Source organism: Ruegeria sp. YTSA226, assembly GCF_059609905.1.
Genome location: NZ_JBXWMQ010000001.1, coordinates 216,559 through 242,593 on the forward strand (window position 1 = coordinate 216,559; position 26,035 = coordinate 242,593).

The window sequence follows — 26,035 nt, forward strand, 5'->3', positions numbered from 1 at the left end:
CTAGCATGTTCTTATTATGTTCTCAATATCGAGAGGGTATCAGCGCGACAGGATCAGACGCCCATCCGCGAATTGTATATTCGAGAACCGGTGCAGGTAATCCATGCCCAGCAAGGACTGATCCAGCGCCCCTTCATTCACCCAGGCCGAGACATTGCGATCCGTGATGGGCCCCAGTTCAAGGCTGTCCAGCCGTATCGGGGCGGTGCGCACCTCGCCATTGGCCGTCAGGGCCCGCCCGAAATAGTTCAGCTGATCGGGGTCAACACCGATGCGTCTGGCATCCGCCTCGTTCAACACAATCTGGCTGGCGCCGGTATCGACCAAAAAGGTGATGGGCTCTCCGTTGACCAGAACCGGTAGATAGTAGTGCCCGTCATAGGCGCGCGGCACCTCGATGCTTTCGCCGGTCACGGTCATCTGCGGGGCAGGGCCCACAGTGCTACGGATATCGCCCCATAGTCCATAGGCGGCAATGATGCCGATAAAAATAAACACCCAGGCCAGAGCCTGTTGCAACGTTTTGTTCAGGCTTTGCCGGTTCTGAGAGATAAACCAGGCCACGACCGCTGCGCCCAGCAATCCAAGATAGGCCAGATTTGCAATGCTGTCGCCGTCCATACCGCTACCTTACTGCGTCACTCGAATCCAATATGGGGATTTATGACGCAAATCCAAAGGCTTTTAGCCCATCCAAGATAAACTGAACTGACAAGGCCGCCAGCAGCATGCCCAACAGGCGGGTCAGCACATTCAGCCCGGTCTTGCCCAGAATTCGTGCCACCGCGCCTGAAGACAGGTAGGTGACGAACACCATCGCCACTACGATCAGCATCATGCCGATCACCACGGCCAGACCCTCTATGCCCGGATGCTGCCCGGCCAGCAGGATCATTGTGGCAATCGCGCCGGGTCCTGCAATCAGGGGAATACCCAACGGAAATACCGAAGGATCAGGATGCTCTTCTTCTTCGGCGCTGTTTTCGCGCCGCTTGGTGCGCCGTTCGAACAGCATGTCCAGCGCTGTGAGGAACAACAGAACGCCGCCCGCAACGCGGAACGCCTCCATCGAGATGCCAATAAAGCCCAGAACCGCCTCGCCGAATGCGGCGAACATGGCCAGAATCCCAGCCGCCGTCAGACAGGCGCGCACCGCTATTGTATAACGCGCATGCCGATCCATGCCTTGTGTCAGGGCCACAAAGATCGGCGTTTGTGCTGGCGGATCAATGACCACAAGCAATGTTGTAAACGAGGTTATGAGAAAGGCTGTATCCATCATGCTGCGGTCTCTGCCTGTTCCAACCGCTCTGCTGCAACCACCCAAAGCGCCTCGGCTTTTTGCATTGCCTCGACCACCTCGGAAAATTTCCGGTTCCAGGTCGCCAGGTCGTTGATCTTGTCGTCTTCATACAAACTGGGGTCAGCCAGTTTGGCCGAGAGTTTTTCGTGCATATCCGTCAATTTCTCGATCCGTTCCTCGCATTTGCGCAGATCGGCGCGCAGGTTCAGAACCGCCTCGCGCGATGGGCGTTTGGGCTTGGCCGTCAGCGGCTTTTCCTTAACAGGTTTGTCGCGGCCCAGCAGTAGGGACCGATAGGATTCCAGATCCCCGTCAAACTGTTTGACGGATCCGTCCGAGACCAGCCAGAGGTGGTCCGCCACCAGCGAAAGCAGGTGCATGTCATGACTGACCAGCACTACGGCTCCGGAATAGGCGGTCAATGCCTCAACCAGCGCCTCGCGGCTTTCGATGTCCATATGGTTGGTCGGTTCGTCCAGAATCAGCATATGCGGGGCGTCGATGGTGGCAAGCAGCAGCGACAGGCGCGCCTTTTGACCACCGGACAGCCGCCCGACCTTGGTTTCTGCCTGATCGGCATTCAATCCGAACCCGGCCAAACGCGAGCGCCACTTGCCCGGTGCTTCATTCGGGCGCAATCGGCGCAGATGATCCAAGGGCGTCTCGTCCACATGCAGCTCATCCACCTGATGCTGTGCAAAATAGCCGATGCGCAGCTTGGTGCTGCGGCTCATCTTGCCAGCCATCAACGGCAGACGATCAGACAGCAGCTTGGACAGGGTCGATTTGCCCTGACCGTTCTTGCCCAGCAGCGCGATGCGGTCATCCTGATCAATGCGCAGGTTCAGTCTGCGCAGCACCTCGGTCTCGCCGTATCCCGTCACACCGCCTTCGATTTGAATGATCGGGGGAGACAGTTCTTCTGGTTCGGGGAAGGAAAAAGCGCGCAGAGCAGCCTCTTGCGGGGTCGAGACCAACTGAATGCGTTCGATCATCTTCAGGCGCGACTGGGCCTGAACTGCTTTGGACGCCTTATAGCGAAAGCGATCCACGAAGCTTTGCAGATGTGCGATGCGCGCCTTGGCCTTGGTGTTTTCCGATTCCGCCTGTGCCAGACGTTCGGCGCGGCGTTCCGCGAATTTATCGTAAGGCACCGCGTAATAGGCCAGCTTGCGATCTTCCAGATGCAGGATCGACCCCACAGCGCGGTTCAGCAACCCGCGGTCATGGCTGATGATGATCACCGTGTGCGGATATTTCGCCAGATAGCTTTCCAGCCACAGAGCGCCTTCCAGATCCAGATAGTTGGTCGGTTCGTCCAGCAGCAACAGATCAGGCTGCGAGAACAGCACCGCTGCTAGCGCGACGCGCATGCGCCAGCCGCCGGAAAAGTCCGAACAGGGTTTCAGTTGATCCTCGTCATCGAACCCCAACCCTTTGAGGATCGAGGCTGCGCGCGCTTCGGCCGACCAGGCGTCTATATCGGCCAGCCGGGTCTGAATATCGGCGATGCGTCCGGGGTCCGTAGCACTATCGGCTTCAGTCATCAACGCGCTGCGCTCGGTATCGGCGGCCAGAACGGTATTGATCAGTGAGGCATTGGACGAGGGCACCTCTTGCGCCACGCCACCAATACGCGCCCGTTTCGGGACAGCGATACTGCCCGATTCCAGCGCCAGTTCCCCCCGGATCAAGCGAAACAGGGTGGTCTTGCCGGTGCCATTGCGCCCCACTAGTCCAACCTTGTGGCCATCGGGGATGGTTGCACTTGCGCCCTCGAACAAAGGGCGGCCTTCAACGGCATAGGTGATGTCTTGAATCCGTAACATATGCTGCTCTTAGCAGAGCCGTTATGCCGCCGCCAGCAGCTTGCATGTTCAACCGGCATTCAATGTGTTAGCGCTGTTTTGCCTGAAGTTTTCACACGGTTCCATCATGCATACAGCCCGAACACCTCCGTCGTTGGTCACGCTGGTCTTTGCCACGGCGTTGTCGGTGCTGACGCTGAATATGTTCCTGCCATCGCTGGCGCATATGAGCGTGGACTTTCAGGTGGATTACGGCCTTATGAATCTGGCGGTTGCGGGATATCTGGCGGTTTCTGCTGTGCTGCAACTGATCATGGGTCCTCTGTCGGATCGATATGGGCGCAGACCGGTCCTGTTGATCTGCATGTCGATCTTCGTGGTCGCATCCATCGGCTGCGTGCTGGCTGGGTCAATCTGGGTGTTTCTGGGTTTTCGCCTCATTCAGGCTGTGGTCGTCGCCGGGTCTGTGCTGTCCAGCGCCTCAATCCGCGACCGCTATCCCCCCAACGAGGCGGCCAGCAAGCTGGGCTATGTCGCAATGGCTATGGCATTGGCGCCAATGCTGGGACCGATGTTGGGCGGCGCGTTGGACATGCTGTTTGGCTGGCGTTCGGGGTTTGTTCTGTATTCCTTACTTGGCACCGGTCTGCTGGCTTTGCTGTGGTTTGATATGGGAGAGACCAATATAAACCGCGCCCCAACATTCGCGGCGCAGCTGAAGGAATATCCGCATCTGTTCCGCGCCCGCAGGTTTTGGGGTTATGCCCTATGCGCGGCATTTTCGATCGGCGGTTTTTTCAGTTTTATCACCGGTGCACCGTTGGTTGCAGCTGCTTGGTTTGATCTGAGCCCCGCGATGCTGGGTCTTGGGATCGGCATTATCACCGGGGGGTTCATGGTCGGGAATTTTGTCACTGGCCGATTGGCGGCGCGGACGCAGTTAACAACTATGATCCTGATAGGGCGGAATGTAGCCACGGCAGGGCCGCTTTGCGGGCTGCTTCTGTTTTGGGTCGGGCTTGGTACGGTTTGGGTCTTTTTCGGCTCGGCCATCTGTGTCGGTTTCGGCAATGGACTGACCAACGCCAATGCATCGTCGGGCGTGATGTCGGTTCGTCCCAAACTGGCAGGCAGCGCGGCGGGCCTGTCAGGTGCAATGATCGTTGCGCTGGGGGCGGTTCTGACCACGATCACCGGCGCCTTTGTCAGCCCGGAAAACGGACCCTTTCTTGTGCTTGGCATGATGTGCGGGTGCAGCTTTATCGGCCTTCTGGCAGTGCTCTATGTTCGTCGGATCGACAGTCTGGACCCGTTGCCCAGCACATTGTGACCGGCAAAGCGCCGGAGCAGGGCATCATAACACTTTTCATAAGCTACAGACCATGATACGCGGCCCGCGATGGATTTCGGCGCGGGCCCCGCGCCCTATTTTTAAGGAGAGGCCGACATGGCACTGGAACGCACATTCTCGATCATCAAACCCGATGCAACCCGCCGCAACCTGACTGGCAAGATCAACGCCAAGTTTGAAGAGGCCGGTCTGCGCATCGTTGCGCAAAAGCGCATTCACATGACCAAAGCACAAGCTGGCAAGTTCTATGACGTCCATGCCGAGCGCCCGTTCTATGACGAACTGTGCGAATTCATGTCGTCCGAGCCGGTTATTGTACAGGTTCTGGAAGGCGAAGGCGCCATTGCCAAGAACCGCGAAGTCATGGGCGCAACCAACCCTGCAGATGCGGCCCCCGGCACCATCCGCGCCGAGTTCGCTGAATCGGTTGGCGAGAACTCGGTCCACGGTTCAGACGCACCGGAAACAGCAGCGGTTGAGATTGCCTATTTCTTCTCAGGCATCGAACTGGTCGGCTAATCTGTTTTAAGATCAAGCCTATAAAGCCGCTCCCGGGGTCGGGGGCGGCTTTTTCTATGCGGGTTTCAAATCGTCCGAAGATACCCGGACGCCGATTGCATCCAGATCCGCAATCATCTTCGTCTCAGGCGCAGTACTGTTGCTGGCTTTGATTGCGTCGAACCTTTGCCGCAGGGCTTTTTTCTCTTCGCCTTTGCAATCGTTCCAGGGGCGGCCTTGCAGCCCCATCACCAAAACATAATAGCCGATGAAATGAGGGCGCGATCCTGCCTGCAAGAGTTTTGCATAGGCCGCGTCGGGGCCTATCTCGCGCAGTTGCTGGGCCGAGTGGATACCAGCACGCGCGCAAGCCTGTTCATAGGCCGGGCCGAGGTTACGGATAGTTGAGATCGGGTCAGACATAATCGACGTTTTAACCGGTGTCAGAATTACTGTCACCCGATCCTTTTTTACCTTTGCGGTTCATGATCACCGGATCAGGGTTTGCGCGACAGACGAATAGTGGCTTCTAGGCCCGGATCACAGTTGCGGGCGTCGAACATGCCTTTGTGCATATGCGATATCGCTGCGACCAAAGCCAGGCCCAGACCTGCATTGCGCTCGGTCCGGGCGGGATCGAGTGTCACAAAGGGCATCTGCAGACGGGCCAGATCATCCTGTGGTACACCGGGGCCGTGATCCCGCACGCTGAGGTTGGTATACAGGCCGTCATCCGCAATATTGATCGTGATGGTCGAACCATCAGGCGCGTATCGCAGAGCATTTTCCAACAGGTTGGACAGTGCCTGAGATAAAAGGGGGCGGTGGCCGGGAAGGGGGGCAGTTGACCCTGTAACTTCAAGTGTTACGCCCTGATCCGTCGCAACCGGATCATAGAGCTCGACCACGTCTGCCACGAGTTGCTTAAGGTCGACATCTTCGAACTGCTCTCGCCCGACACCTGCTTCGGCACGCGAAATCTCAGTCAGTTGGCCCAGAACCCGCAGGACATGATCAACCTCGGTCGTCGCGCGCGCGATGTCGATTTCGCGATCCTGTTCGGATTTGCGGCTATCTGACAGGGATTCGACCCGCTGTTTCAACCGCGACAAAGGAGAGCGTAGATCATGCGCGATCGAATTCGAGGTTGTCCTTAGATTGCTGACCAACTCCTCGATCCGGTCCAGCATCGTATTGAGCGTACCTGAAACCTGATCGAATTCATCACCGGTCCCGCGCAAGGGCATCCTGCGCGACAGGTCGCCTGAAACGATATTTTCTGCGGTCGAGGCGATGTCAGACAGGCGCGAAAAGACGAGCCTGGTAAACAGCCAGCCTGTCAGGACGCTCAGCGCCAGCGCGATTGCCAGCGCGAAGCCGACCGAGCGTAAAAGAACACGGTCAAACTGCTGTCGTGCCAGCGCATCCCGCCCGACAAGCAGGCGTTCTCCGCCCGGCAGACGAATGGATGCAGCCGAGATTGGCACCAGCTGTTCGCTGTCCGAGCGTCGCAGCTCTAGTTGGACCCAACCACTTCCGGCAGTGATGTCATCGGGCCATTGTCTCAGGTTGCCAGCCAATTTCGTCCCGTTGCGGTCGGTCAACAAATAGAGGGCATCCCGTTCAGAGGCGGTGGGAATACGGCGTTCGATGGCTGTCAGCAAACCGATGAGCCCGCGCCTTTCGTATTCATCGGCCAGACCGGTCAATTCCGCGGAAACCACCGAGCGGGTTTCGCTTTCGATACTGCGATTTGCGGTGACATAGACAAGGGCCAGCACGGTGGCTGTCAGCAATGTGCTCAGAACCATGCTGGCCAGAACCAAACGCGTTCTGGAATTATTGAACGAAAGCCGTAGGTTATCCATCAGATATCATGTAACCTGCGCCCCGGACTGTTTCAATCAACGGGATCTCTCCGCCTTCATCCAATTGGCGGCGCAGTTTCGAGATATGGACGTCAACCACATTGGTGTTCGGGTCGAAATGATAATCCCAGACACCTTCCAGCAACATGGTGCGTGACACTACGCGGTTCTTGCGTCTCAGGAAGAATTCCAAAATCTGAAATTCACGCGGTGTCAGGGTAATCTCTCGCCCGTTGCGGGTGACTTTGCGGGTCAGCAAATCCATATCCAGATCGCGGCAGGTCAGGGTTGGGTTTTCCTCAGATTCCTGCGGGCGTCTTAACAGAGCTTCGATCCGCGCATGCAGTTCCTGAAAAGAGAACGGTTTGACCAGATAATCATCTGCACCGGCCCTCAGGCCTTTGACTCTCTCATCGACCGCGCTCATTGCGGTTAACATCAGAACCGGAGTTTTCAGACCCGCGGCGCGCATGGATTTGATCAGTGACAGGCCGTCTAGACCGGGCAGCATTCGGTCCAGAACGATGGCGTCAAAGCCACCATCTGTGGCGTGATACAGCCCTTCGCGCCCATCCGCGGCCTGTTCGACGACATATCCTTCCTCGCTGAACCCTTTTGCTATGAATTCCCGGGTGTCTTCATCATCTTCAACGATCAACAGGCGTCGGCTCATGATCTGAAATCCTTTCTACCGGAACTTAAACACAATTTTTCAAACAAAGTACAAGATTTGACCGGTTTAGATGCCGGGTGCGTCGTTGCGCACCCGGCTGCTCCGGCAGATTGCGGACAATTCAATCATGCCAGAGAGGCGCCCGCCAGATCTCCCCATCACGTGGCGCGCGCAGGTGTTCGATCAGGCGATTTCCACCGCAACAAAGATCTGGTTGCCGCCACGGTTGATCAGGACAAGCGCGGGATCAGTTTTTTCGCTGTCCAGCGCGTCTTTCAGCGCGTCAGGAGTGGCCGTGTCCTGGTTGCCCAGCTTCACGATCACGTCGCCACGCTGAAGACCGGCTTTGGCTGCAGGGCTGTCCGGTTTCAGGTCCGTGACGATCACACCGTCAATATTCTCGGCCACGCCCAGTTCCGCACGGTTGGTTTCTGTTAGTGGTGCAACGGTGACGCCCAGGGCGGTGCCCGAAATGCCTTCATCCACTGACTTTTCCATTTCGGCCGATGCGGACTGATGCTGTCCGATCGTCAACTTTATGTCTTGCTCACTGCCGTTGCGTAAAACTGTAAGCGTGCTTTCTGTTCCAACCTTGGTTGTCCCGACAAGGATCGGCAGGTCGCTGCTGGACGCGACGGGTTCGCCGTTAAAGGTCAGGATGACGTCGCCCTGTTTCAGGATGCCTTCGGCAGGGCTGTTGGCAACAACGTCCGAAACCAATGCGCCGTTTGAGGCATCAATTCCCATCGCCGCTGCGATTTGAGGGCTGACATTCTGGATTGACACACCCAGCCAACCGCGGCTGACCTGGCCATCATCGCGCAGATCCGCGGCAATATGGTCCACAATGTTCGACGTGACGGCAAAACCCAACCCGACCGACCCACCGCTCGGGGAATAGATGGCCGAGTTCACGCCGATAACCTCACCATCCATGTTGAACAGCGGGCCACCGGAATTGCCTTTGTTGATGGCCGCATCCGTCTGGATGAACTCGGCATAAGGTCCCTGCGAAATATTGCGGTCCTTGGCCGATACAATCCCGGTCGTCACGGTCGAGCTGAGGCCAAACGGGTTCCCGATGGCGACGACATCCTCGCCCACACGGATCACATCGCTATTGCCAAGCTTTACGGCCTGAAGTGGCTCGCCCGCGTCGATCTTGAGAACCGCGATATCGGTCAACGGGTCGGTACCGATCACCTCAGCCTCAAAAGTTCGGTCATCATTCAGGCGCACGGTCACGGTCGCTGCATCGTCGACCACGTGATGGTTCGTAATGATGTACCCGGCTTCATCCAGTACAAAACCTGACCCCAAACCCTGAGAAGGACCACGACGGGGGGCATCGAACCCTTCAGGCACGCCAAAGCGTTTGAAGAATTCACCGAATGGTTGGCCTTCGAAATCAAACTGCTGTCCATTTTCCGGGCCCTTGGCGGCGTTTTGTTCCGCGATGATGGTCACGACAGAAGGTGACACGCTCTCAACTAAATCAGCCAGCGCTTCGTCAGCTTTCGAGGGCAGGGCGGTCGTCGCCAATAATGCCGCACTCAGCGCTGAGACGCCTATCCAGTTTGATGTGCGTGGCATAAGAAGAGAGGATTTACGGATGCTCATTTTGGTCTCCTGATTGAAGCACGCGACACTGGCCGCGCCTTGGATCAAGAGATGCTGCATCAGTCTGTGACTTTCCTGATTGGTTGGTTAATAAATCTTAATTTTGCCACAAACGAGAGGCTCTATCCCGGCGTCGGGTGGCAAAGATTCGCGGAATTCTTCCGAATCATAAGGTGAGAATCGGTGGATTGTTGCCTGTTCGGCAGTCAAATGATGATTTTGGTTGAATTAAATCTGTTTGATAAACAAAGCGAGCGCTCAGAAATTGATGGATTTATGACACAGCCATTGGTTGTGAGTAGATCTGATGTCATAGGCTGAATTTGCCGGAAACATATCATATTATGAACATGTTATATATATGGTCTGTGATAAATGGAGTGTACTTGCATTTAGATTTTCTCGGACGAACAACCTATAGTAGAGACACATTGAGAGAAATGTTGCGTAAAAACCAAACTGATACATCAGAAAATGCAAGTTTAGGCCAATTTTACGTTGTTTGAGAGCATCTGATAGGCGACGATGGTCTTGCCCAAGCGAAGGGAAGTCGGCGGCACTAGGGGGTGCCAACGGCTTGTCACAGTCTCTGGAAGCGCTGAGCGGCATGTTAACGAGGGGGTCTTGTTTAGGTTCGGTTGCGGAATATTCGGAATGCCTAGTGTGTTCTGGACGCGCTTTCAGGATCAGTGAAAAGTGGTAGTCCTTAATTGGGTAACCGGCCCGGTCTTCATTGACCGGGCCGTACTCGTTTTAACTGTTGCGATTTTTGGTCCAGATATCCCATGCTTCGGGCGTGTCCAGATCCAGCACGGCATGTTGGCCGGGGAGCACACATAGATGGACCTTGTCCGGATGGTCCCGAACCACAGATTGTGCGCCTTCGTCTCCGGTCAGGCGGCTGATCTGATCGAACAGGAGACGGCTGAAGATCACAGGGTGGCCAGGCTGTCCTGACGCGGTCGACCCGCGCCAGATCAGCTTATCCGGATACGCCTTAGTTGCCTTGATCAGCGTCTGAAGGTCATCCAGAGTGATTTCAGGCAGGTCAGCTAGCAGAACCATGACGGCTTCGGCCTCTTGCCCAACAGCGGACAGAGCCCCTCGTAAGCTGGCATTCATACCTTCCTCCGCATCTGCGATTTCGACCAGATGCAGGTCCAGCCCCTGCAACACGTCGTACCTGGGATGAGGCTTGGACGGCAGGGCAACAATAACCGACGATGCGGCCCGTGCTGTCTGGGCGGAACGGAGCAGCAGCGGGCAGCCATCAATTTCTTGCAGCAGCTTATCTGCGCCTCGCATACGCCGGGATTGTCCGGCGGCCAGAAGGATGATGGGTATTTGCGTCATGCGCCGACAATGCAGACGTATGAAAGCAGTGTCATCCCCTCATACGCGCGCCATCAGCGTCGAATAACGGTTCTGAGATCACGCGTGCCTTGCACAACTGGCCAAGTATTTCGATTTCTACTTCCAGCCCGTCCGCAGCGCGGTCTGTTGGCAGAAACCCCATGGCAATGGACTTGCCTGCATAGTGTGAATAGCCACCCGAAGTGCAAAACCCGGCGACCTTTCCGCCCAGCCAAACCGGCTCATACGCGTTGACATCAGCGTCCTCGGCATCAACCTCGAACGCAACCAGTCGACGGGCAGGGCCAGAGGCGCGTTCAGCCTCGGCAGCTGCGCGGCCAATGAAATCGGCGTTCTTAGAGAATGAAATGAACCGATCCAGACCGGTTTCCGCGGCTGTGTAATCAGGCGAGAATTCTCGCATCCAGGATCCAAAGAACTTGTCCAGACGCAGGCTCATAATCGCGCGCATGCCAAATGGAACGATGCCGCGTTCTTGCCCGACCTGCCATAAGGTCCACCACAACTGCCTTTGTGCCATGGGATCGCAGTAGATCTCGTACCCCAAATCGCCGGTATAGCTGACGCGCTGGACGATGCAGTCGGTCATCCCAACGGTCATGCGGCGCAGATCGAGGAACCGAAATCCGCTCAGGTCATCACGGGTGCAGGCCGCCAGAACCTGCGTGGCTTTTGGACCGGCGATCTGGAACCCGTTCTGCCGATCGCTGATGTTTTCGACAGTCACGCCATTCTGCGCATTTTGCAGGAACCAGCGCATGTGAAACGCCTGAGAGCCGTAGGAGGCGGTCAGGCGGAACTCGGTCTCATCAAGACAGGAAACGGTAAAATCACCGATCAGCTTGCCCTTTGGTGATAGCATCGGGGTTAGCGACACGCGGCCCGGTTTCGGGATACGGCCCGCCATGATCCGATCCAGCCAATCGCGGGCAGCAGGTCCAACAATGCGGTATTTACCAAAATTGTGCACTTCGTTGATGCCAACACCAGATCGCACGGCCCGAACCTCGCGCCCGGTGGCATCGAATGCGTTGGATCGGCGGAACGAGGGCGTTTCATAGCCTGGTTCATCTCCCTGGGCGAAGTAATTGGGCACCTCAAGCCCGTATTGCTGACCCCACACAGCACCAAGATCGGTAAAGATATCATACATCGGCGTTGTGCGGGCTGGGCGGGCTGCCGGCAATTCCTCGTTCGGATAAGAGACGCTGAACCGCTTCTGATAGTTCTCGATGACCTTTGGACGGGTATAGCCCGGGCTGATCCAATTCCCGAACCGCGCCACGTCCATCGCAAAGACGTCGCGCTCTGGCTCACCCTCAATCATCCATTGCGCCAGTGTCAGACCAACGCCGCCGCCCTGGCTGAACCCGGCCATCACGCCGCAGGCCGACCAATAGTTGCGCAACCCCGGAACCGGCCCGACCAGAGGATTGCCGTCCGGTGCAAAGGTAAACGGCCCGTGGATCACCGATTTCACACCAGCCTCGGCCAGAACAGGAAAGCGGCGATAAGCGAATTCAATACTATCGGTGATCTTGTCGAAATCATCGGGAAGAAGCTCGTGACCGAAATCCCACGGGGTGCCGTCGACAGCCCAGGGCCTACAGGTTTGTTCATAAAAGCCGATGCACAGACCGCGTCCCTCTTGCCGCAGATAGCTTTCGCCGGCGGGATCCATGACATGGGGATGTTCGCCACCTGCGTCGATAATTGCCTCAATTTGGGGGATCGAGTCGGTGACCAGGTACTGATGTTCCATCGGATGCAGCGGGAAATAGACACCGGCCATGGCGCCAACCTCGCGCGCCCAGAGCCCACCAGCGTTGACCACATGTTCAGCATGAATCGTGCCCTTGTTGGTGACCACATCCCAGGTGCCATCGGCGCGCTGATTTGTTTCGTGCACCATGCAATGGGTTTCGATTGTTGCGCCGCCCATCCGCGCCGCTTTGGCATAGGCATGGGTGGTTCCGGACGGATCAAGATGTCCGTCCAGCGGATCATAGAGCGCGCCGATGATGCCGTCGGTATTGGTGATCGGTGCGATTTTCCTTATCTCTTCAGGGCCTACGATTTCGGTCTCTAACCCCATAAAGCGGTGCTTGGCACGTTCGGCCAGGAGCATGTCAAACCGGTCGCGGTTGTCGGCCAACGTTATGCCGCCAACGTGGTGCAGGCCACAGGACATGCCGGTGATCTCTTCCAGCTCTTTATACAGCCGGATCGTATAGCCTTGCAGTGCGGCCATATTGGTGTCGCCGTTCAATGTGTGGAAACCACCCGCCGCGTGCCAGGTCGAGCCACTGGTCAATTCGGACCGCTCCAGCAGCATCACATCCGACCAGCCCAGCTTGGTCAGGTGATAAAGAACCGAACACCCGACAACGCCGCCACCGATTACAGCTACCTGAGTTGTTGTCTTCACGTCACAGACTCCCCTTGCGATATAGTCAAAGCCTGCAATCGCAGAACCAGGGATACTGTTCCGTTCACGACATAGGCTGTCGCGGCGAGAGGATCAGAGGGGACGGATCTTCAGCTCTGTGATCCTGTTGCCTTCGCGCGCGACGACTTCGAATCTGAAACCGTGGAACGAGAATACCTGACCCGTGATCGGGATCATCTGCGCTTCGTGGATGACCAGACCGGCCACGGTATTGGCCTCTTCGTCGGGCAAAGACCATTCCATCGCGCGGTTTACATCGCGGATCGTCATGGCGCCTTCAACAAGGTACTGGCCGTCTTCGGTTCGCGTTACCGGGACGTCCTCATCAATATCAAACTCATCAGCAATCTCGCCGACGATTTCTTCGAGGATATCTTCAAGCGTGATTAGACCCCTGAGTGAACCATATTCGTCGACCACCAGCGCAAAATGGCTATGCATCCGCAGGAATTCCCGCATCTGATCGTCCAGAGTGGTCGTTTCAGGAACAAAATAAGGGGCGTTCGCTACCTTTGAGACATCGAACTCTTTCAGTCGGTTGTTTTCACGTTCGCTGCTTCCTGCATGAGCATACATAGCGCGGAACAGGTCTTTGGCGTGAACAACCCCAACGATGTTTTCTGGTTCGTCCCTAAAGACAGGCAGGCGTGTATGGGGGCTTTCAAGGCATTGTTTCAGGATCGCCTCGGGAGCGTCATCCGCATCAACCATCTCGATATTCGAACGATGGAGCATGATCTCTTCAACCGCACGTTCACCCAGATCCAAGGCGCCCAGAATACGGTCACGGTCTTCCTTCTCGACCACGCCTTCGGAATGGCCCAAATGCAGGGCCCCAACGATTTCGTCGCGCACGGCCAGAATGTTGCTATCCGGGTCGATCTGTACACCGAAGAGGCGTAAAACTCCCCGTACCAATAGGCGTACGGCCGAAACGACCGGTGAGAATAGGGTGACAACCACGCTGATGATCGGAGCAACGGCGGATGCCGCTTTTTCCGAATTGGTTATGGCATAAGTCTTGGGCAAAACTTCAGCAAAAATCAGAACCAGCAAGGTCATGACCAGGGTTGCCAACGCTACGCCGCTTTCGCCAAAGAGGCGCGTGAACATCGCTGTGGCCAACGAGGCCGCAAGAATGTTGACCAGATTGTTGCCCAGCAAAACCGATCCGATCAGCCGTTCGTTGTCGTCGGTGATGTCCAGCGCCTTCTGCGCCCCGCGCGACCCTTTGTCCGCCTGCGCCCGCAGCTTGCCGCGTGACGAGGCCGTCAGAGCCGTTTCAGAACCCGAGAAAAACCCCGATAAGAAGAGCAATAGCAATATGGCACCGGACGTAAGCCAGAATGTGCCGTCGATCAGAGAAGTTGAGGGTTCCATCGGTCCTTAGCTGCTTGTGTTTCTGCGTCTGTTATGGGGGCGCGGCTTGACTGGATCAAGGAGTTAGCCCTTTTCAACTGGATCTTTAGCTAATGGGTGATGCTGCAACACCAGTTCAGCCAGCCGTTCTTCCAGGACATGAGTATAGATTTCTGTGGTCGCCACATCCGCGTGACCAAGCAATGTTTGGATCGATCGCAAATCGGCACCGTTGGCAAGAAGATGTGTCGCAAAAGCGTGACGCAAGGTGTGAGGTGTAACCTTTTCGGGCGAAACCCCACCGTGAACCGCCAGTTCCTTGATCAGATGATAGAACATATGCCGTGTCAGATGCCCGGCCTTGCCACGTGAGGGAAAAAGAAATCGGGAACTCTGCCCACCCTTTGTAACACGCTTTTCCTCAGTCTCATCCCGAGCCGCCAACCATGCCGAAAGCGCCTGTCGAGCCGGAGGGGACAGTGGAACCATCCGCTCTTTGCCGCCTTTTCCCAATACCAAGAGCATCCTCGGATCGCCGCGCGCCGATGACACCGGCAACGATACCAGTTCAGTGACACGCATCCCGGTGGCATACAGGATTTCCATCAGGCAGGTATTGCGCAGCTTTTCGATGTTGTTTCGCCCGCTTTCGCGCGCAGCAGCCAGTAACTGGTCCACCTCGGATACATCCAGAGTTTTCGGCAGCCGCTTTGGCCGTCCTGGGCCTTTGATCTTGATCGCGGGGTTTGTCGAACGCCAACCTTCCTCGAATGCGAACCGATAAATCTGTTTTATAGCAGACAAACGGCGCGCGCGGGTGGATTGAGCCAATCCCTGTGCGTCGCAACTGATCAGGTAATCCTCAACCTGCTTGGCGTCGGCCTCGGCAAACCCAATTTTCCGGCGCCGCAGCCAGGCCGCAAAATCCTTGAGATCACGGCCATAGGCAACAAGCGTATTTTGGGCAGCGCCTAACTCGGCGGCCTGTGCTTCCAGAAAGGTCGAAATCCAGATTTCGTCAGAGCCCGGAGACGTCATGATCACTTGCCCTGCAGGATCAGCAGGTTCAGCGCGGCGCGGCGCGCGGTATCTTCTAGACCGACCCGGCGCAGGGTTGCCATGGCTGCTGTCAGGTCGACCAGATTTCCCCGCGATCCATGGGCAAACAGGACCATCGTCTCCAGAAGCGCCTCACCGAGGCGGCCTTCGTCCAGCATGTTGCCAATATCGGTTGGCACCGGCGCCGCCCATGCAAACCCCTCTGCGATGGCATCCGCCAGCGGCGAAGGGGAGGGCGCGCGCCCCGGATCACCCTGAGCCAGCGCAGCCAGAAACTGACTTTCTTCAGAATTGTCCGGAGCCGACAACGCCGCTGTTTCATATAGATCTGACAGCAACAGAATGCGCCAACGCAGATCCTCGGCCGCGGGTTTCTGTAGTTTGACCTGAGAGAGACGCCCGGCGAAAAGTTCAGCGAATGGCACTTCCAGGCCGATATTGCGCATCTGGTTCCAAACCACCGGCAGAGCTTTGGCGATCTTTGCCGAATTGCCAGAATCCAGTGCTTTTTCGAACCGCTGTATCGATGATACCCGGTCCCATACGGCTCCAGACGCCGCCGGAGACCGTTCTGTATAGAGCCCCAGAAGTTGATTTGGCGTAAGCGCCCCAACGCGGGTCAACCGTTCTGCGGCTTCGACCTGAGCCTTCCAGCCCGCAACATCCCGCAGATCCGCATTTGCGAAGACGCGGGGCAAAGCAGCCGAGGGCAAACGTTCGCCAATAGCTTCGAACAAGCGGAACATCAGGGGCGAGGGGTCGTCCGGTTGCGGCAGATACTCGGCGTCTTCGTACAGTTCGGGGCTTAGAAACCTGTCCAGAACCTCCAGCTCTTGTGGTGCCAGAACCTGTAGGGCATGGGCTGCCTCAAGCGTGAGAGCGGCCGAGTCCCAATCCCCACGCCGGGCCTTGCAGAAAATCTGAGCGGCATAGTCCCGTGACAAATGCGGCTGAGCAATCAGCGCCGTGCAACTGCGATCTTCATCCCCGGTCAGAAGGGTGGCGTCGAACCAGCGTTGAAATCGGTCAAGACTGTTCGTCGGGCCTGCCAGCTGTACCAATGATTGCGTGGGGTCCGCAGCGCCAAGATGCATGAGGCGGTCGAGCCGCGCCAAAAGCAAAATCTCTTCCCCTTTACTGGACGTCGGTGCCCGAGCTTCGGTTAAAAGCAACGTGAACAGCAAACGCTGCATTGCAGGGTTGTACTTGACCGGGACGCTTTCGATCAGTTCGGACAGGCGTTGGGGATCGCTGTTCTGCCACATGTCGACAGGCAATCCTGTGACAGTCGAAGCAACCAGGCCCAGGGGTTGTGACAATGCCTGAAGCGGGGTCACAAGAACATCGGGCTGACCGCCGGGCTGCGCCACGGGTGGCTCAAGCAAAACCGTCCCCGGAAGATTTTCCGGAGGATTGGCCAGCCATTCAATAACAGAAAGGGGTTCCTGCTGCGCCTGCGCTGTTCCTGCAAGAAACAGCGCAACCACCGCCACTTTATTCGACATTCAGTATTACCGGCTCCCTGACCTCGCTTTGCGGCGCAGAGAAATCTGCACCAAAAAACTCACCCAGGTAGACATATCCCACCAGCCCGATGAAACACAGGCAAATCAGATATATCAGGAACTTGATCAGACGGCCCATGGTCAAACGCTGCCTCAATTTTCTCTTTTGACCAAGTTATAACTGGCATTTTTCCTAAGATCACGTCATTCACGATGAAATGAGCGAAATTAAGCATAACACCCATGCGGCATCTGCCGTTTCGGACTATACACTGCACAAAACAGTGGTGCTTGTAGGTATGATGGGGGCCGGAAAGACCGCCGTAGGCCGCGCTTTGGCCGCTCGGTTGCGGGTTCCTTTCCTCGATAGCGATGCCGAAATCGAATCAGCGGCCAACATGACCATCCCCGAGATATTCGAGCGTGATGGCGAAGCCTTTTTTCGCAGCAAGGAAAGCCAGGTCATCGGGCGGCTTTTGGTCGAGGAAAAAGGTATCCTTTCTACTGGCGGCGGTGCCTTTATGACTGAACAAAACCGCGACATGATCACTCAACGCGGGGTGTCCGTTTGGTTGCGCGCCGATTTGGGTGTGTTGTGGAACCGCGTTCGTCACAAGGATACGCGCCCGCTTTTGCGCACCGAAAACCCGTTTGCGACCCTTCGTGCATTGTACGATCAGCGTGTTCCGATCTATGAACGCGCCGATCTGGCGGTTTCGTCCGACGGGGATGTCTCGATTGAAGATATGGTAGAGCGTGTCGTCAAAGCTCTGATGACGCGACCTGATGTTTTGGAACGGAATTAGATGCACCAAACCGTACATGTTGAGCTTGGGGATCGGTCCTATGATGTCGAGATCGGCCCCGATCTGCTTACGCAGGCCGGTCAGCGCATAGCGCCTTTGCTGCCGCGACCCAAAGTAGCGGTTCTAACCGATGAAAACGTGGCGAGCCTGCATCTTGACGCGTTGCGGGATGGGTTGGCAAGCGCAGGGATCGAAATGTCCGCATTGGCGCTGCCCGCGGGCGAAGCCACCAAAAGCTGGCCGCATTTTGAGCGTGCGGTCGAATGGTTGTTAGCCGAGAAAATCGAGCGGCGTGACGTGGTGGTTGCGTTCGGAGGTGGGGTTATAGGTGATCTCGCAGGATTTGCCGCGGCCGTTTTGCGCCGGGGCGTACGGTTTGTTCAGATACCAACTTCGCTGCTAGCGCAGGTCGACAGTTCGGTCGGCGGCAAAACCGGGATCAACGCACCGCAGGGCAAGAACCTGATTGGCGCATTTCATCAACCCTCACTGGTGCTGGCGGATACTTCGGTTCTGGGCACAATGACCGACAGGGATTTCCTGTCCGGTTATGGTGAGGTCGTAAAATACGGGCTGTTGGGGGATGCGGCATTCTTTGAATGGCTCGAGGGCCATGGCCCCGATGTCTCGGGCGGGGATATGGCCGCGCGGGTTCGGGCCGTCACCCGATCCGTTCAGATGAAAGCCGACATCGTCGCTCGTGATGAGACCGAGCAAGGGGATCGCGCCCTGCTGAATCTCGGGCATACGTTCTGTCATGCGCTTGAGGCTGCTACCGGGTATTCTGATCGTTTGCTGCATGGAGAAGGCGTTGCGATTGGATGCGCACTGGCATTCGAACTGTCGGCGCGACTTGGATTATGTTCGCAAGAGGACCCAAGCCGGGTTCGGGCACATCTGCGTGCGATGGGCATGAAAACCGACATTTCCGATATCCACGGGGATTTGCCCGACGCCGAAGCGCTGGTCGAGCTGATGGCGCAGGACAAGAAGGTTATCGATGGCCAACTGCGTTTCATTCTAGCCCGAGGCATCGGGCAGGCATTTGTCACGTCGGATGTTGCGCGGGATGCGGTTTTGAGTGTCCTCAAGGACGCGCTGGGTTGATCAACGTCCGCGAATGATCATTAACTCGCCAATATTTTCACGGGTAATATAGCCGACCATTTGATCTGACCGCGTGCAGACGGCAACTGCGGGGGCACCCCCGTGGAACTGTTTCAGAACCGCTTCCAATCCGCTGCTCAGGGTCACTGTCGGGATATCCTCAACCATGATTGAACTGGCCAATTCTGACCGGGGAATATCTTTGGCGAGAGCAGCAAACAGCCGGTCGCGCGTAACAAAGCCCTGCAGTTTCCCTGTTGCATCCAACAATGGAAATTCATGCTGAGTGGTGTGAATGACCGCTTGAGCGGCGGTCGCAAGCGTGTCGCTTGGCGATAGGGCGTGAAACTCGGTGATCATGGCGTCGCGGGCCAGAACCTGACGCGCCACTGATCGCATTGCGACGTCCTGGCTTTCTGCATTGGCGGCAACGAATACAAAAACCGCGATCAGAACCAACAACGGATTGCCTGTGCTTAGCCCCAGAAACCCCAATCCTACCGCCACTATCTGACCGGCAAATGCGGCAATGCGCGTGGCCTTGACCCGATCCATCCTCAGGCAGAGCAGTGCGCGAAAAACGCGTCCACCATCCATCGGGAATGCGGGGATGAGATTAAAGGCAGCCAGAAGAAGGTTCACATAGGCGAGGCGGTTCAATAGCCCGGTCTCGGGTGAATCAATATTGGCGAGTGTTTCAAATGGCATTCCTGCGCCCAAAAAGACGAGGATGATCCAGATGACGACGTTTACCGCAGGACCGGCCAAAGCCACCGATACCTCTTGCATGGGGTTCTCTGGCATCCGTTCCAATCGGGCAAGACCGCCGATCGGCAATAAAGTAATGTCCGGAGTTTTTATGCCATAGCGCCGCGCCATCAGCGCATGACCAAACTCATGCGCGACCACACATGCAAAAAGGGCAAGCACGAAAATCAGGTTCCCGATCGCGGCCTGCATCCCTCCGGTAGAATAGGCAGCGAATCCAACCCATGCCAACAAGAGGAAAAAGGTGACATGGACCTTCAGTTCCGACCCCAATAGTCGGCCGAGCGAGAAGGACCATGTCATGATGTGTCTCCGGTGTGCCTAGAACGGAATCTCGTCGTCGTCTATTCCACCAGATGCGGGTGCCGGGGCGCTGGATTGTCCGCCATAGGGGTCACCATAGCCACCACCTGCCTGGCCGCCACCGTAACCGCCGGATTGACCACCGCCACCGCCGCCGCCTTCTCCACGCGCATCCAGCAAAGTCAGCTCGCCGCGATAGGGGCGCAAAACCACCTCAGTGCTATAGCGGTCCTGACCGGACTGATCCTGCCACTTGCGGGTTTCCAGCTGACCTTCGATATAAACTTTGCTGCCCTTGCGCAGATATTGCTCGGCAATGCGGGCCAATGGTTCTGAAAAAATCGCGACCGAGTGCCATTCTGTCCGCTCGCGGCGTTCGCCGGTGTTGCGGTCTTTCCAGGTCTCGGAAGTGGCGATGCGCAGATTGCAGACCTTGCCACCGTTCTGGAACGACCGTACCTCGGGATCACGCCCCAGATTTCCTACCAGAATGACCTTGTTGACAGAACCCGCCATGTATTTCCCCGTTCTTAACTGACTTGAGTGCGCCCGAATCTGGCGCTGTGTATTTCTGAGACCCTATACGCCCTGAACCATGGTTGGAACATGGATCATGAGAAATGAACTGGTCGGGAGTTTGCACAGAGAAAATTTACCATGCTTTCATTATTGGCTGAAATACATATACTCACTCGGGTTCGTGACAGTGCGGGACAGGCATTAATGCGTTTCAGATTTGGTTTTTTATCGGTTCTATGCTTTGCGTTGACCTGTGGACTCGCTGCGGCGGATACGCTGTCTACCAAAAGCCGTAAGGACATCTTTCTGAAGCAATCCAAATATTTGGACGGCCGTGCGGCCACCCAGTACCGCGATTCAGATCGGTTGAAACCTAAGACGCCTCAACCACAATTCAGTAAGCGATATTCCGGCAACTATCGGGGTGAGTACCTGACGATGGCGCGACAAGCGGCTCGTAAACACGATGTTCCCGAAGAACTGTTCCTGCGCCTTGTTCAGCAGGAAAGTGGATGGAATCCCCATGCCGTGTCACATAAAGGCGCCTTGGGTCTGGCCCAGTTGATGCCCGGGACCGCACAATTATTGGGCGTGAACCCGCGCGACCCGAAACAGAATCTTGAAGGTGGAGCCCGGTATTTGTCCTGGCAATACCGCAAGTTCAAATCCTGGCGGCTTGCGCTGGCCGCCTATAATGCCGGACCTCAGGCTGTTGAAAAACACGGTGGCGTACCACCCTACAAGGAAACCCAGAATTACGTGAAGGTGATTTGGGGCGGTTAGGCCGCCCGATGAATTGCCGGATCAACAGGTGATGCGGCTTGGCCAAATCAGCGCGTTCAGTGACAGGCTGCTTGCGGTCGTGTCGCTTAATTAGGGCGCCAGAACCACCTTACCGACGCCTTTGTTGCGTACCCAATCCCATTACTCAGCGGCGATTTTTATGACGGGTTCCATACGTGCCAGGATGTCGTCTGCCAGATGGCATTTGACCTGATGACCGTCTGCCAGGGTTTTCACGGGTGGGACATCTCTTTCGCAAAGACCGTTGGGGACTTCGGATTTCCAGCGACAGCGGGTCTGAAACGGACAGCCAGGAGGCGGGTTCATCGCTGATGGGATGTCGCCTTCCAAGACGATGTGCTGCTTCTCGACCGATGTATCGGCGATGGGGACCGCGCTCAGCAGGGCTTCTGTATAGGGGTGATAGGGCGGTGCAAACACCTGATCAGTGGTGCCCAGCTCGACCACATGGCCCAGATACATCACCATCACCCGGTCGCTGAGATAGCGCACGATCGACAGGTCGTGGCTGATGAACAGCAGTGTGGTTTTGTGCTCGCGTTGGATCTCCATCAGCAGGTCGGTTACCGCCGCCTGCACCGATACATCCAGCGCCGAGACCGGCTCATCCGCCACCACGATCCGCGCATCCCCGGCAAAGGCGCGGGCGATGCCGACACGTTGTTTCTGCCCGCCCGATAGCTGTCGCGGCATCCGCTCGGCAAAGGCGCGGGGCAGTTTCACCAAGTCCAACAGTTCGAGCATCCGCTTCTTGCGCTCGGCCTCGGACTTGCCGACGCCAAAGATTTCCAGAGCGCGGATGATTTGACGGCCCACGGTCATCGAAGGATTCAACGTGTCGAACGGATTCTGGAACACCATCTGAACCTCACCCACCGTCTTGGCGTCGCGCTCTTCGATGGGCACGTCCTCGATATTGCGGTTGTCCAGCAGGATCTGCCCGTCCGTTGCCGTCTCCAACCCCATAAGAACTTTGGCAAAGGTGGATTTGCCGCAGCCTGATTCGCCCACAATTGCAAGTGTCTCGGATTCATGCGCCTCAAAGCTCAGAGTTTCGTTTGCTTTGACTACCTTCGCTTCACCGCCGCCAAACAATGCATTTGCCGCAACCTCATAGTATTTCTTGAGATTTTCCATCTTCAGAACAACGCGGCCAATCTCACCTTTTTCCTTTTGCTCGGCCAGGGTGATGGGCGCGTTCCAGTCGATCTCCTGAAATTTCAGACAGCGGGTATGATGCCGGTCATTGCCTGGCACGGCCTCCATCAGAATGTTCTGCGCGTCACAGCGACCTTCCTCGAAATAGTCGCAGCGTGGGCCAAAGTTGCAGCCCGGAGGGCGCTCATGGGGCAGGGGGAAATTGCCCGGAATGGCCACCAGCGGGCGCGCGTTCTTGTCCGCACCCGGCAGTGGAATCGACCGGAAGAGCGCCTGCGTATAGGGGTGCTGCATTTCGTCGAACACATCCTTAATCGAGCCGCGCTCGACCGCTTCGCCGGAATACATCACGCACAGCCGGTCGCAGGTTTCCAGCACCAGCCCCAGATTGTGGCTGATGAACAGCATAGAGGTGCCGTATTTCTTGCCTAGATCCTTGACCAGCTCGACCACCGCGGCCTCGACGGTCACGTCCAGCGCGGTGGTGGGCTCGTCCAGGATCAGCAACGATGGCTTGGACATCAGCGCCATCGCAATCACGATGCGCTGTTGCTGGCCACCCGACAGCTGGTGGGGGAAAGAATTCAGCATCCGCTCAGGATCGGGCAGGCGCACATCGGTGACCACTTCCAGCGCACGGGCATAGGCCTCGTCCTTGCTGACGCCCTCGTGGATCATCGGTACTTCCATCAGCTGCCGACCGATCTTCATCGCGGGATTCAGGCTGGCCATAGGTTCCTGATAGATCATGGCTATTTCATTGCCGCGAATATCGCGCAGTTCTTCGGCCGTCATCTCGGATAGGTCACGCCCCTTGAACTTGATGGATCCGCCAACAACACGCCCGTTCTTGCCCAGATCCTGCATAACGCCCAACGCAACGGTGGATTTCCCGCACCCTGATTCTCCAACCAGCCCGACAGCTTCACCAGGCTGCACGCTGACCGAAAAATCCATCACTGCAGGGATCTCGCGCAACCGCGTGAAAAACGAAATCGACAGCTTGTCGATCTCCAATATCGGGCCCTCATAGGACGCAAGTTTGGTCATCTGTGTTGCTCCTCACCAGATCCCGGGGATCCCCTTCATCTGGCCAAAAATACCTCGGGGGTCCGGGGGCAGGGCCCCCGGCCGCTCATACTTCAGTCCTTCAGACTTTCTTCGCGCAGGCCGTCAGCCAACAGGTTCAACCCAAGAACCAGTGTCAACAGCGCCAGCGCAGGTGGCAGGGCAGGGTGCAGATAGATCGACAAGAGCTTGCGCCCTTCATTGATCGTCGACCCCCAATCGGGACTTTCGGGTGGTAGCCCGAGGCCAAAGAATCCCAGGGTTCCCAAAAGGATGGTCGTATAGCCAATGCGCAGACAGAAATCGACGATCAGCGGCCCGCGCGCATTGGGCAGGATTTCCCAAAGCATGATGTACCATGGACCTTCACCACGGGTTTGCGCTGCGGCAACATAATCGCGGGTTTTGATGTCCAACGCCAGGCCACGCACGATACGGAATACCGTGGGTGAGTTTACGAAAACCACCGAAACGAACACGACCAGAATGCCGCCGGGGATATTGAACAGGTCCAGATAGGTGGGCAGTCCCCAAATGTTGTAGCTGTTGGTTTCGATGATGTAGCCGTCTGTTGAAATCAGAGATAGATAGAGCCACATCGCGATGCCCAACACTCCGATCAGCAGAGGTGTGCGGAAATTGGGCCGCGTATAGAACCGCGAATTTAGTAGGACGCAAAGAAACAGGATCGGAAAGACGAACAACACGGCTGCCATATAGTTCGGCACACCGGTTGCCACGATCTCGGGCGTGACCAGCAGATAGAACAGCAGGATTACCGGGAAGGCCAGTATCAGGTTTGCCAGGAAGGACAGGAACGTGTCCAGACGTCCGCTATAAAACCCCGCAGGCAGGCCCAAAGTAATCCCGACCATGAAGGCAAATATGGTTGCCATCGGTGCGATCTGCACCACGATCCATGCCCCTTTGACCATCCGGCTGAACACATCGCGGGCCAGATTGTCCCCACCCAGTAGATACCAGGAATATGTTCCGTCCTCGGTGCTGGGCATTGGAGTTCCGGGCAACTTGTTCTTCATACCTGAAACCTGCGCCAGCGGATCATGCGTGACGATCAGGTCCAGCGCACCAAAAATGCCGGTAAAGACCCAGAACATCACAAGGCCAAAACCGATCATGCCGATGGGGCTGTCAAACAGTTTGCCGTAAAGGCCCAGCTTGCGCTTGAAGGCGATCGACATTGCAAACAGGATGATCAGCGACATCCAGACAGGTAAAAACTGCCGAGAGATCGCTCCGATAATCCCGGCGCTTGTCCCCATCAAAATGCCAAGCACCACATATGCCAGACACAGCGCGACGCAGGCGAAAAAGCTGTATCTCAGCGCGATCTGCGTCAGGCCGCGCAGGCCGGTATCTGCATTGATTGTGCCGTCGATATTCACGACGACCGGCGTTTCGGGCAACACGATGCTGCCCAAGATCCAGACGATGATTGATACCCCTAGTGCAACCAGTGCGATCATCAGCAAGGGGTTCAGAATGGCGATAGAGCCGGTCCAGGTAAGTGGTTCCATGTTCTGTCCCTCCTTACGAAATTCGGATGCGTGGGTTGAGGTAGACATAGCCGATATCCGAGATCAGCTGCGTTACCAGCACCACAAAGACCGACACGACCGAAATCGCCAGCAGCAGCTGGATGTCGTTATTGCCTGCTGCCTGAACCAGCGCCCAGCCGAACCCTTTATAGTTAAACAGGGTCTCGACGATCACCACGCCGTTCAGCAGCCAGGGAAACTGCAGCATGATGACTGTGAACGGTGCGATCAGCGCGTTTCGCAGCGCGTGCTTCATGACAATATTCGGGAAGGAAACACCTTTGAGCCGCGCGGTACGGATATATTGCGCCGTCATCACCTCGGTCATCGAGGCGCGGGTCATACGAGCGATATAGCCCATCCCGTAGAGAGCAATAGTCAGTACCGGTAGGAAGAAGTTTTCAAAGGTCGGGTTCTCCATCGCCTGTGTCGCGGTGCCTTTGAACCATTTCAGGCCAACGGCGGACGAAGTGAAGATTGCGATAAAGATCACGCCCGACACATATTCCGGGGTCGCTGTCGTCGTGATGGCGAATGTTGAAAGGGTCCGGTCGGTGGCCGATCCTTCTTTCATACCCGCCAGAACCCCAAGGATCAGCGCCGAAGGGACCATCAGCAACATAACCCAAAGCATCAACCGACCGGTCAGGGCCAACCGGGTGCCAACAACTTTCGAAACTTCCTCTTTGAAAACAGAGGAGTACCCCCAGTATCCCTGCAGGATGCCACAGAAGCTTGGCGAGCTTTCTGCGGTTTCACCGGGCAGGATACATCTTCCTTGCACACTGCCGTCGTCGTTGGTGTGCCGATAGGATGGCAGCACGCCCAACCATTCGCCGTATTTGATCGGCGTCGGCTGCAGATACCCGTTTTTCAGAAGATAGCTTTCAACCTGTTCGTCGGACATCCGAAAATTGCCTTGTGTTTTGGCAAGCTTTTCGAGGTTTGGATACAGGTTGGTGAGGAAGAAGACCAAGAATGTCAGGCACAAAGCTGTGATGAGCATGATGCCGACACGCTTTAGAATGAATAGTCCCATATTAGCCCCTGTTGGTGGCCAGTGCAGGTGTCAAAAG

At 56.6% G+C, this 26,035-nt stretch carries 23 protein-coding genes; 5 read left to right on the forward strand and 18 right to left on the reverse strand.

Features of this window, described 5'->3' with window-relative positions; all coding sequences use genetic code 11:
* Positions 1-39 precede the first annotated feature (39 nt).
* The 3 genes from AC2FFF_RS01095 to AC2FFF_RS01105 are packed head-to-tail and all read right to left on the reverse strand — an operon-like array spanning position 40 to position 3,132.
* Complete coding sequence (locus AC2FFF_RS01095; RefSeq protein WP_142634277.1) at positions 40-621, reverse strand: retropepsin-like aspartic protease family protein; 582 nt, start codon at positions 619-621, stop codon at positions 40-42.
* 40 nt (positions 622-661) lie between these two features.
* Positions 662-1,282, reverse strand: coding sequence for a MarC family protein (locus AC2FFF_RS01100; protein WP_142634274.1), 621 nt, complete (start codon positions 1,280-1,282; stop codon positions 662-664).
* Positions 1,279-3,132, reverse strand: coding sequence for an ABC-F family ATP-binding cassette domain-containing protein (locus tag AC2FFF_RS01105; protein ID WP_496882808.1), 1,854 nt, complete (start codon positions 3,130-3,132; stop codon positions 1,279-1,281). The genes AC2FFF_RS01100 and AC2FFF_RS01105 overlap by 4 nt, the downstream gene beginning before the upstream one ends.
* A gap of 106 nt (positions 3,133-3,238) precedes the next feature.
* On the opposite strand from AC2FFF_RS01105, the gene AC2FFF_RS01110 reads away from it, so the two are divergent.
* Together AC2FFF_RS01110 and ndk are read left to right on the forward strand one after the other, a co-directional pair.
* Positions 3,239-4,441, forward strand: coding sequence for a multidrug effflux MFS transporter (locus AC2FFF_RS01110; RefSeq protein WP_271946668.1), 1,203 nt, complete (start codon positions 3,239-3,241; stop codon positions 4,439-4,441).
* Positions 4,442-4,558: 117 nt separating this feature from the next.
* Entirely contained in the window at positions 4,559-4,981 is a 423-nt protein-coding gene (gene ndk / locus AC2FFF_RS01115) for a nucleoside-diphosphate kinase (protein ID WP_142634270.1), read from the forward strand.
* 54 nt (positions 4,982-5,035) lie between these two features.
* Here ndk and AC2FFF_RS01120 read toward each other — a convergent pair whose 3' ends face one another.
* From AC2FFF_RS01120 to AC2FFF_RS01165, 10 genes are all read right to left on the reverse strand, one after another.
* Complete coding sequence (locus AC2FFF_RS01120) at positions 5,036-5,383, reverse strand: TfoX/Sxy family protein (RefSeq protein ID WP_271946672.1); 348 nt, start codon at positions 5,381-5,383, stop codon at positions 5,036-5,038.
* 74 nt (positions 5,384-5,457) lie between these two features.
* Positions 5,458-6,828, reverse strand: coding sequence for a sensor histidine kinase (locus tag AC2FFF_RS01125; RefSeq protein WP_271946675.1), 1,371 nt, complete (start codon positions 6,826-6,828; stop codon positions 5,458-5,460).
* The gene (locus tag AC2FFF_RS01130) at positions 6,821-7,501 is read right to left on the reverse strand and encodes a response regulator transcription factor (protein WP_142634264.1); all 681 of its coding nucleotides are present in this window, start codon (positions 7,499-7,501) and stop codon (positions 6,821-6,823) included. Before AC2FFF_RS01130 ends, AC2FFF_RS01125 begins: the two co-directional genes overlap by 8 nt.
* Positions 7,502-7,684: 183 nt before the next feature.
* Positions 7,685-9,121, reverse strand: a complete 1,437-nt coding sequence (locus AC2FFF_RS01135) for a Do family serine endopeptidase (protein WP_281972220.1) — start codon at positions 9,119-9,121, stop codon at positions 7,685-7,687.
* 753 nt (positions 9,122-9,874) lie between these two features.
* A complete protein-coding gene (locus AC2FFF_RS01140) occupies positions 9,875-10,474 on the reverse strand; it encodes a nucleotidyltransferase family protein (protein WP_142634260.1) in 600 nt (199 codons plus the stop codon).
* Positions 10,475-10,505: 31 nt separating this feature from the next.
* Positions 10,506-12,923: a GcvT family protein gene (locus AC2FFF_RS01145; protein ID WP_281972219.1), complete on the reverse strand. Its 2,418-nt coding sequence runs from the start codon at positions 12,921-12,923 to the stop codon at positions 10,506-10,508.
* A 93-nt stretch (positions 12,924-13,016) separates the two neighbouring features.
* On the reverse strand, positions 13,017-14,324 hold the full coding sequence (locus tag AC2FFF_RS01150; protein ID WP_142634257.1) for an HlyC/CorC family transporter: 1,308 nt from the start codon (positions 14,322-14,324) through the stop codon (positions 13,017-13,019).
* A gap of 63 nt (positions 14,325-14,387) precedes the next feature.
* Complete coding sequence (locus tag AC2FFF_RS01155; RefSeq protein WP_496750531.1) at positions 14,388-15,341, reverse strand: site-specific tyrosine recombinase XerD; 954 nt, start codon at positions 15,339-15,341, stop codon at positions 14,388-14,390.
* Between the two features lie 2 nt (positions 15,342-15,343).
* On the reverse strand, positions 15,344-16,867 hold the full coding sequence (locus tag AC2FFF_RS01160) for a hypothetical protein (protein WP_281972217.1): 1,524 nt from the start codon (positions 16,865-16,867) through the stop codon (positions 15,344-15,346).
* Positions 16,857-17,006, reverse strand: a complete 150-nt coding sequence (locus AC2FFF_RS01165) for a hypothetical protein (protein WP_185956616.1) — start codon at positions 17,004-17,006, stop codon at positions 16,857-16,859. The genes AC2FFF_RS01160 and AC2FFF_RS01165 overlap by 11 nt, the downstream gene beginning before the upstream one ends.
* A 79-nt stretch (positions 17,007-17,085) precedes the next feature.
* Between AC2FFF_RS01165 and AC2FFF_RS01170 the strand changes: the two genes are divergently transcribed.
* Together AC2FFF_RS01170 and aroB are read left to right on the forward strand one after the other, a co-directional pair.
* A complete protein-coding gene (locus AC2FFF_RS01170) occupies positions 17,086-17,673 on the forward strand; it encodes a shikimate kinase (protein WP_281972216.1) in 588 nt (195 codons plus the stop codon).
* Positions 17,674-18,780, forward strand: a complete 1,107-nt coding sequence (gene aroB / locus AC2FFF_RS01175) for a 3-dehydroquinate synthase (protein ID WP_281972215.1) — start codon at positions 17,674-17,676, stop codon at positions 18,778-18,780.
* Here the strand turns inward: aroB and AC2FFF_RS01180 are convergent, their stop codons facing one another.
* Both AC2FFF_RS01180 and ssb read right to left on the reverse strand, forming a co-directional pair.
* Positions 18,781-19,851 (reverse strand): site-2 protease family protein, encoded by a 1,071-nt coding sequence (locus tag AC2FFF_RS01180; RefSeq protein ID WP_271946697.1) that lies wholly within the window; start codon positions 19,849-19,851, stop codon positions 18,781-18,783.
* 18 nt (positions 19,852-19,869) lie between these two features.
* Positions 19,870-20,367, reverse strand: coding sequence for a single-stranded DNA-binding protein (gene ssb / locus AC2FFF_RS01185; RefSeq protein WP_142634245.1), 498 nt, complete (start codon positions 20,365-20,367; stop codon positions 19,870-19,872).
* Between the two features lie 207 nt (positions 20,368-20,574).
* Here ssb and AC2FFF_RS01190 point away from each other — a divergent pair, with 207 nt between their 5' ends.
* Positions 20,575-21,153, forward strand: a complete 579-nt coding sequence (locus AC2FFF_RS01190; RefSeq protein ID WP_271946701.1) for a lytic transglycosylase domain-containing protein — start codon at positions 20,575-20,577, stop codon at positions 21,151-21,153.
* A gap of 141 nt (positions 21,154-21,294) precedes the next feature.
* Here AC2FFF_RS01190 and AC2FFF_RS01195 read toward each other — a convergent pair whose 3' ends face one another.
* From AC2FFF_RS01195 to AC2FFF_RS01205, 3 genes are all read right to left on the reverse strand, one after another.
* Positions 21,295-23,382, reverse strand: a complete 2,088-nt coding sequence (locus AC2FFF_RS01195) for a dipeptide ABC transporter ATP-binding protein (protein WP_142634241.1) — start codon at positions 23,380-23,382, stop codon at positions 21,295-21,297.
* Positions 23,383-23,474: 92 nt separating this feature from the next.
* The gene (locus AC2FFF_RS01200; RefSeq protein ID WP_281972214.1) at positions 23,475-24,938 is read right to left on the reverse strand and encodes an ABC transporter permease; all 1,464 of its coding nucleotides are present in this window, start codon (positions 24,936-24,938) and stop codon (positions 23,475-23,477) included.
* Between the two features lie 13 nt (positions 24,939-24,951).
* Positions 24,952-25,998 (reverse strand): ABC transporter permease, encoded by a 1,047-nt coding sequence (locus tag AC2FFF_RS01205; RefSeq protein ID WP_281972213.1) that lies wholly within the window; start codon positions 25,996-25,998, stop codon positions 24,952-24,954.
* Between the last annotated feature and the right edge of the window lie 37 nt (positions 25,999-26,035).

Excerpts from the sequence above, each read along its gene's own strand:
- AC2FFF_RS01095 (WP_142634277.1), bottom strand. The coding sequence starts at position 621 with ATGGACGGCGACAGCATTGCAAATCTGGCCTATCTTGGATTGCTGGGC.
- AC2FFF_RS01100 (WP_142634274.1), bottom strand. The coding sequence starts at position 1,282 with ATGATGGATACAGCCTTTCTCATAACCTCGTTTACAACATTGCTTGTG.
- AC2FFF_RS01105 (WP_496882808.1), bottom strand. The coding sequence starts at position 3,132 with ATGTTACGGATTCAAGACATCACCTATGCCGTTGAAGGCCGCCCTTTG.
- AC2FFF_RS01110 (WP_271946668.1), top strand. The coding sequence starts at position 3,239 with ATGCATACAGCCCGAACACCTCCGTCGTTGGTCACGCTGGTCTTTGCC.
- ndk (WP_142634270.1), top strand. The coding sequence starts at position 4,559 with ATGGCACTGGAACGCACATTCTCGATCATCAAACCCGATGCAACCCGC.
- AC2FFF_RS01120 (WP_271946672.1), bottom strand. The coding sequence starts at position 5,383 with ATGTCTGACCCGATCTCAACTATCCGTAACCTCGGCCCGGCCTATGAA.
- AC2FFF_RS01125 (WP_271946675.1), bottom strand. The coding sequence starts at position 6,828 with ATGGATAACCTACGGCTTTCGTTCAATAATTCCAGAACGCGTTTGGTT.
- AC2FFF_RS01130 (WP_142634264.1), bottom strand. The coding sequence starts at position 7,501 with ATGAGCCGACGCCTGTTGATCGTTGAAGATGATGAAGACACCCGGGAA.
- AC2FFF_RS01135 (WP_281972220.1), bottom strand. The coding sequence starts at position 9,121 with ATGAGCATCCGTAAATCCTCTCTTCTTATGCCACGCACATCAAACTGG.
- AC2FFF_RS01140 (WP_142634260.1), bottom strand. The coding sequence starts at position 10,474 with ATGACGCAAATACCCATCATCCTTCTGGCCGCCGGACAATCCCGGCGT.
- AC2FFF_RS01150 (WP_142634257.1), bottom strand. The coding sequence starts at position 14,324 with ATGGAACCCTCAACTTCTCTGATCGACGGCACATTCTGGCTTACGTCC.
- AC2FFF_RS01155 (WP_496750531.1), bottom strand. The coding sequence starts at position 15,341 with ATGACGTCTCCGGGCTCTGACGAAATCTGGATTTCGACCTTTCTGGAA.
- AC2FFF_RS01160 (WP_281972217.1), bottom strand. The coding sequence starts at position 16,867 with ATGTCGAATAAAGTGGCGGTGGTTGCGCTGTTTCTTGCAGGAACAGCG.
- AC2FFF_RS01165 (WP_185956616.1), bottom strand. The coding sequence starts at position 17,006 with ATGGGCCGTCTGATCAAGTTCCTGATATATCTGATTTGCCTGTGTTTC.
- AC2FFF_RS01170 (WP_281972216.1), top strand. The coding sequence starts at position 17,086 with ATGAGCGAAATTAAGCATAACACCCATGCGGCATCTGCCGTTTCGGAC.
- aroB (WP_281972215.1), top strand. The coding sequence starts at position 17,674 with ATGCACCAAACCGTACATGTTGAGCTTGGGGATCGGTCCTATGATGTC.
- AC2FFF_RS01180 (WP_271946697.1), bottom strand. The coding sequence starts at position 19,851 with ATGACATGGTCCTTCTCGCTCGGCCGACTATTGGGGTCGGAACTGAAG.
- ssb (WP_142634245.1), bottom strand. The coding sequence starts at position 20,367 with ATGGCGGGTTCTGTCAACAAGGTCATTCTGGTAGGAAATCTGGGGCGT.
- AC2FFF_RS01190 (WP_271946701.1), top strand. The coding sequence starts at position 20,575 with ATGCGTTTCAGATTTGGTTTTTTATCGGTTCTATGCTTTGCGTTGACC.
- AC2FFF_RS01195 (WP_142634241.1), bottom strand. The coding sequence starts at position 23,382 with ATGACCAAACTTGCGTCCTATGAGGGCCCGATATTGGAGATCGACAAG.
- AC2FFF_RS01200 (WP_281972214.1), bottom strand. The coding sequence starts at position 24,938 with ATGGAACCACTTACCTGGACCGGCTCTATCGCCATTCTGAACCCCTTG.
- AC2FFF_RS01205 (WP_281972213.1), bottom strand. The coding sequence starts at position 25,998 with ATGGGACTATTCATTCTAAAGCGTGTCGGCATCATGCTCATCACAGCT.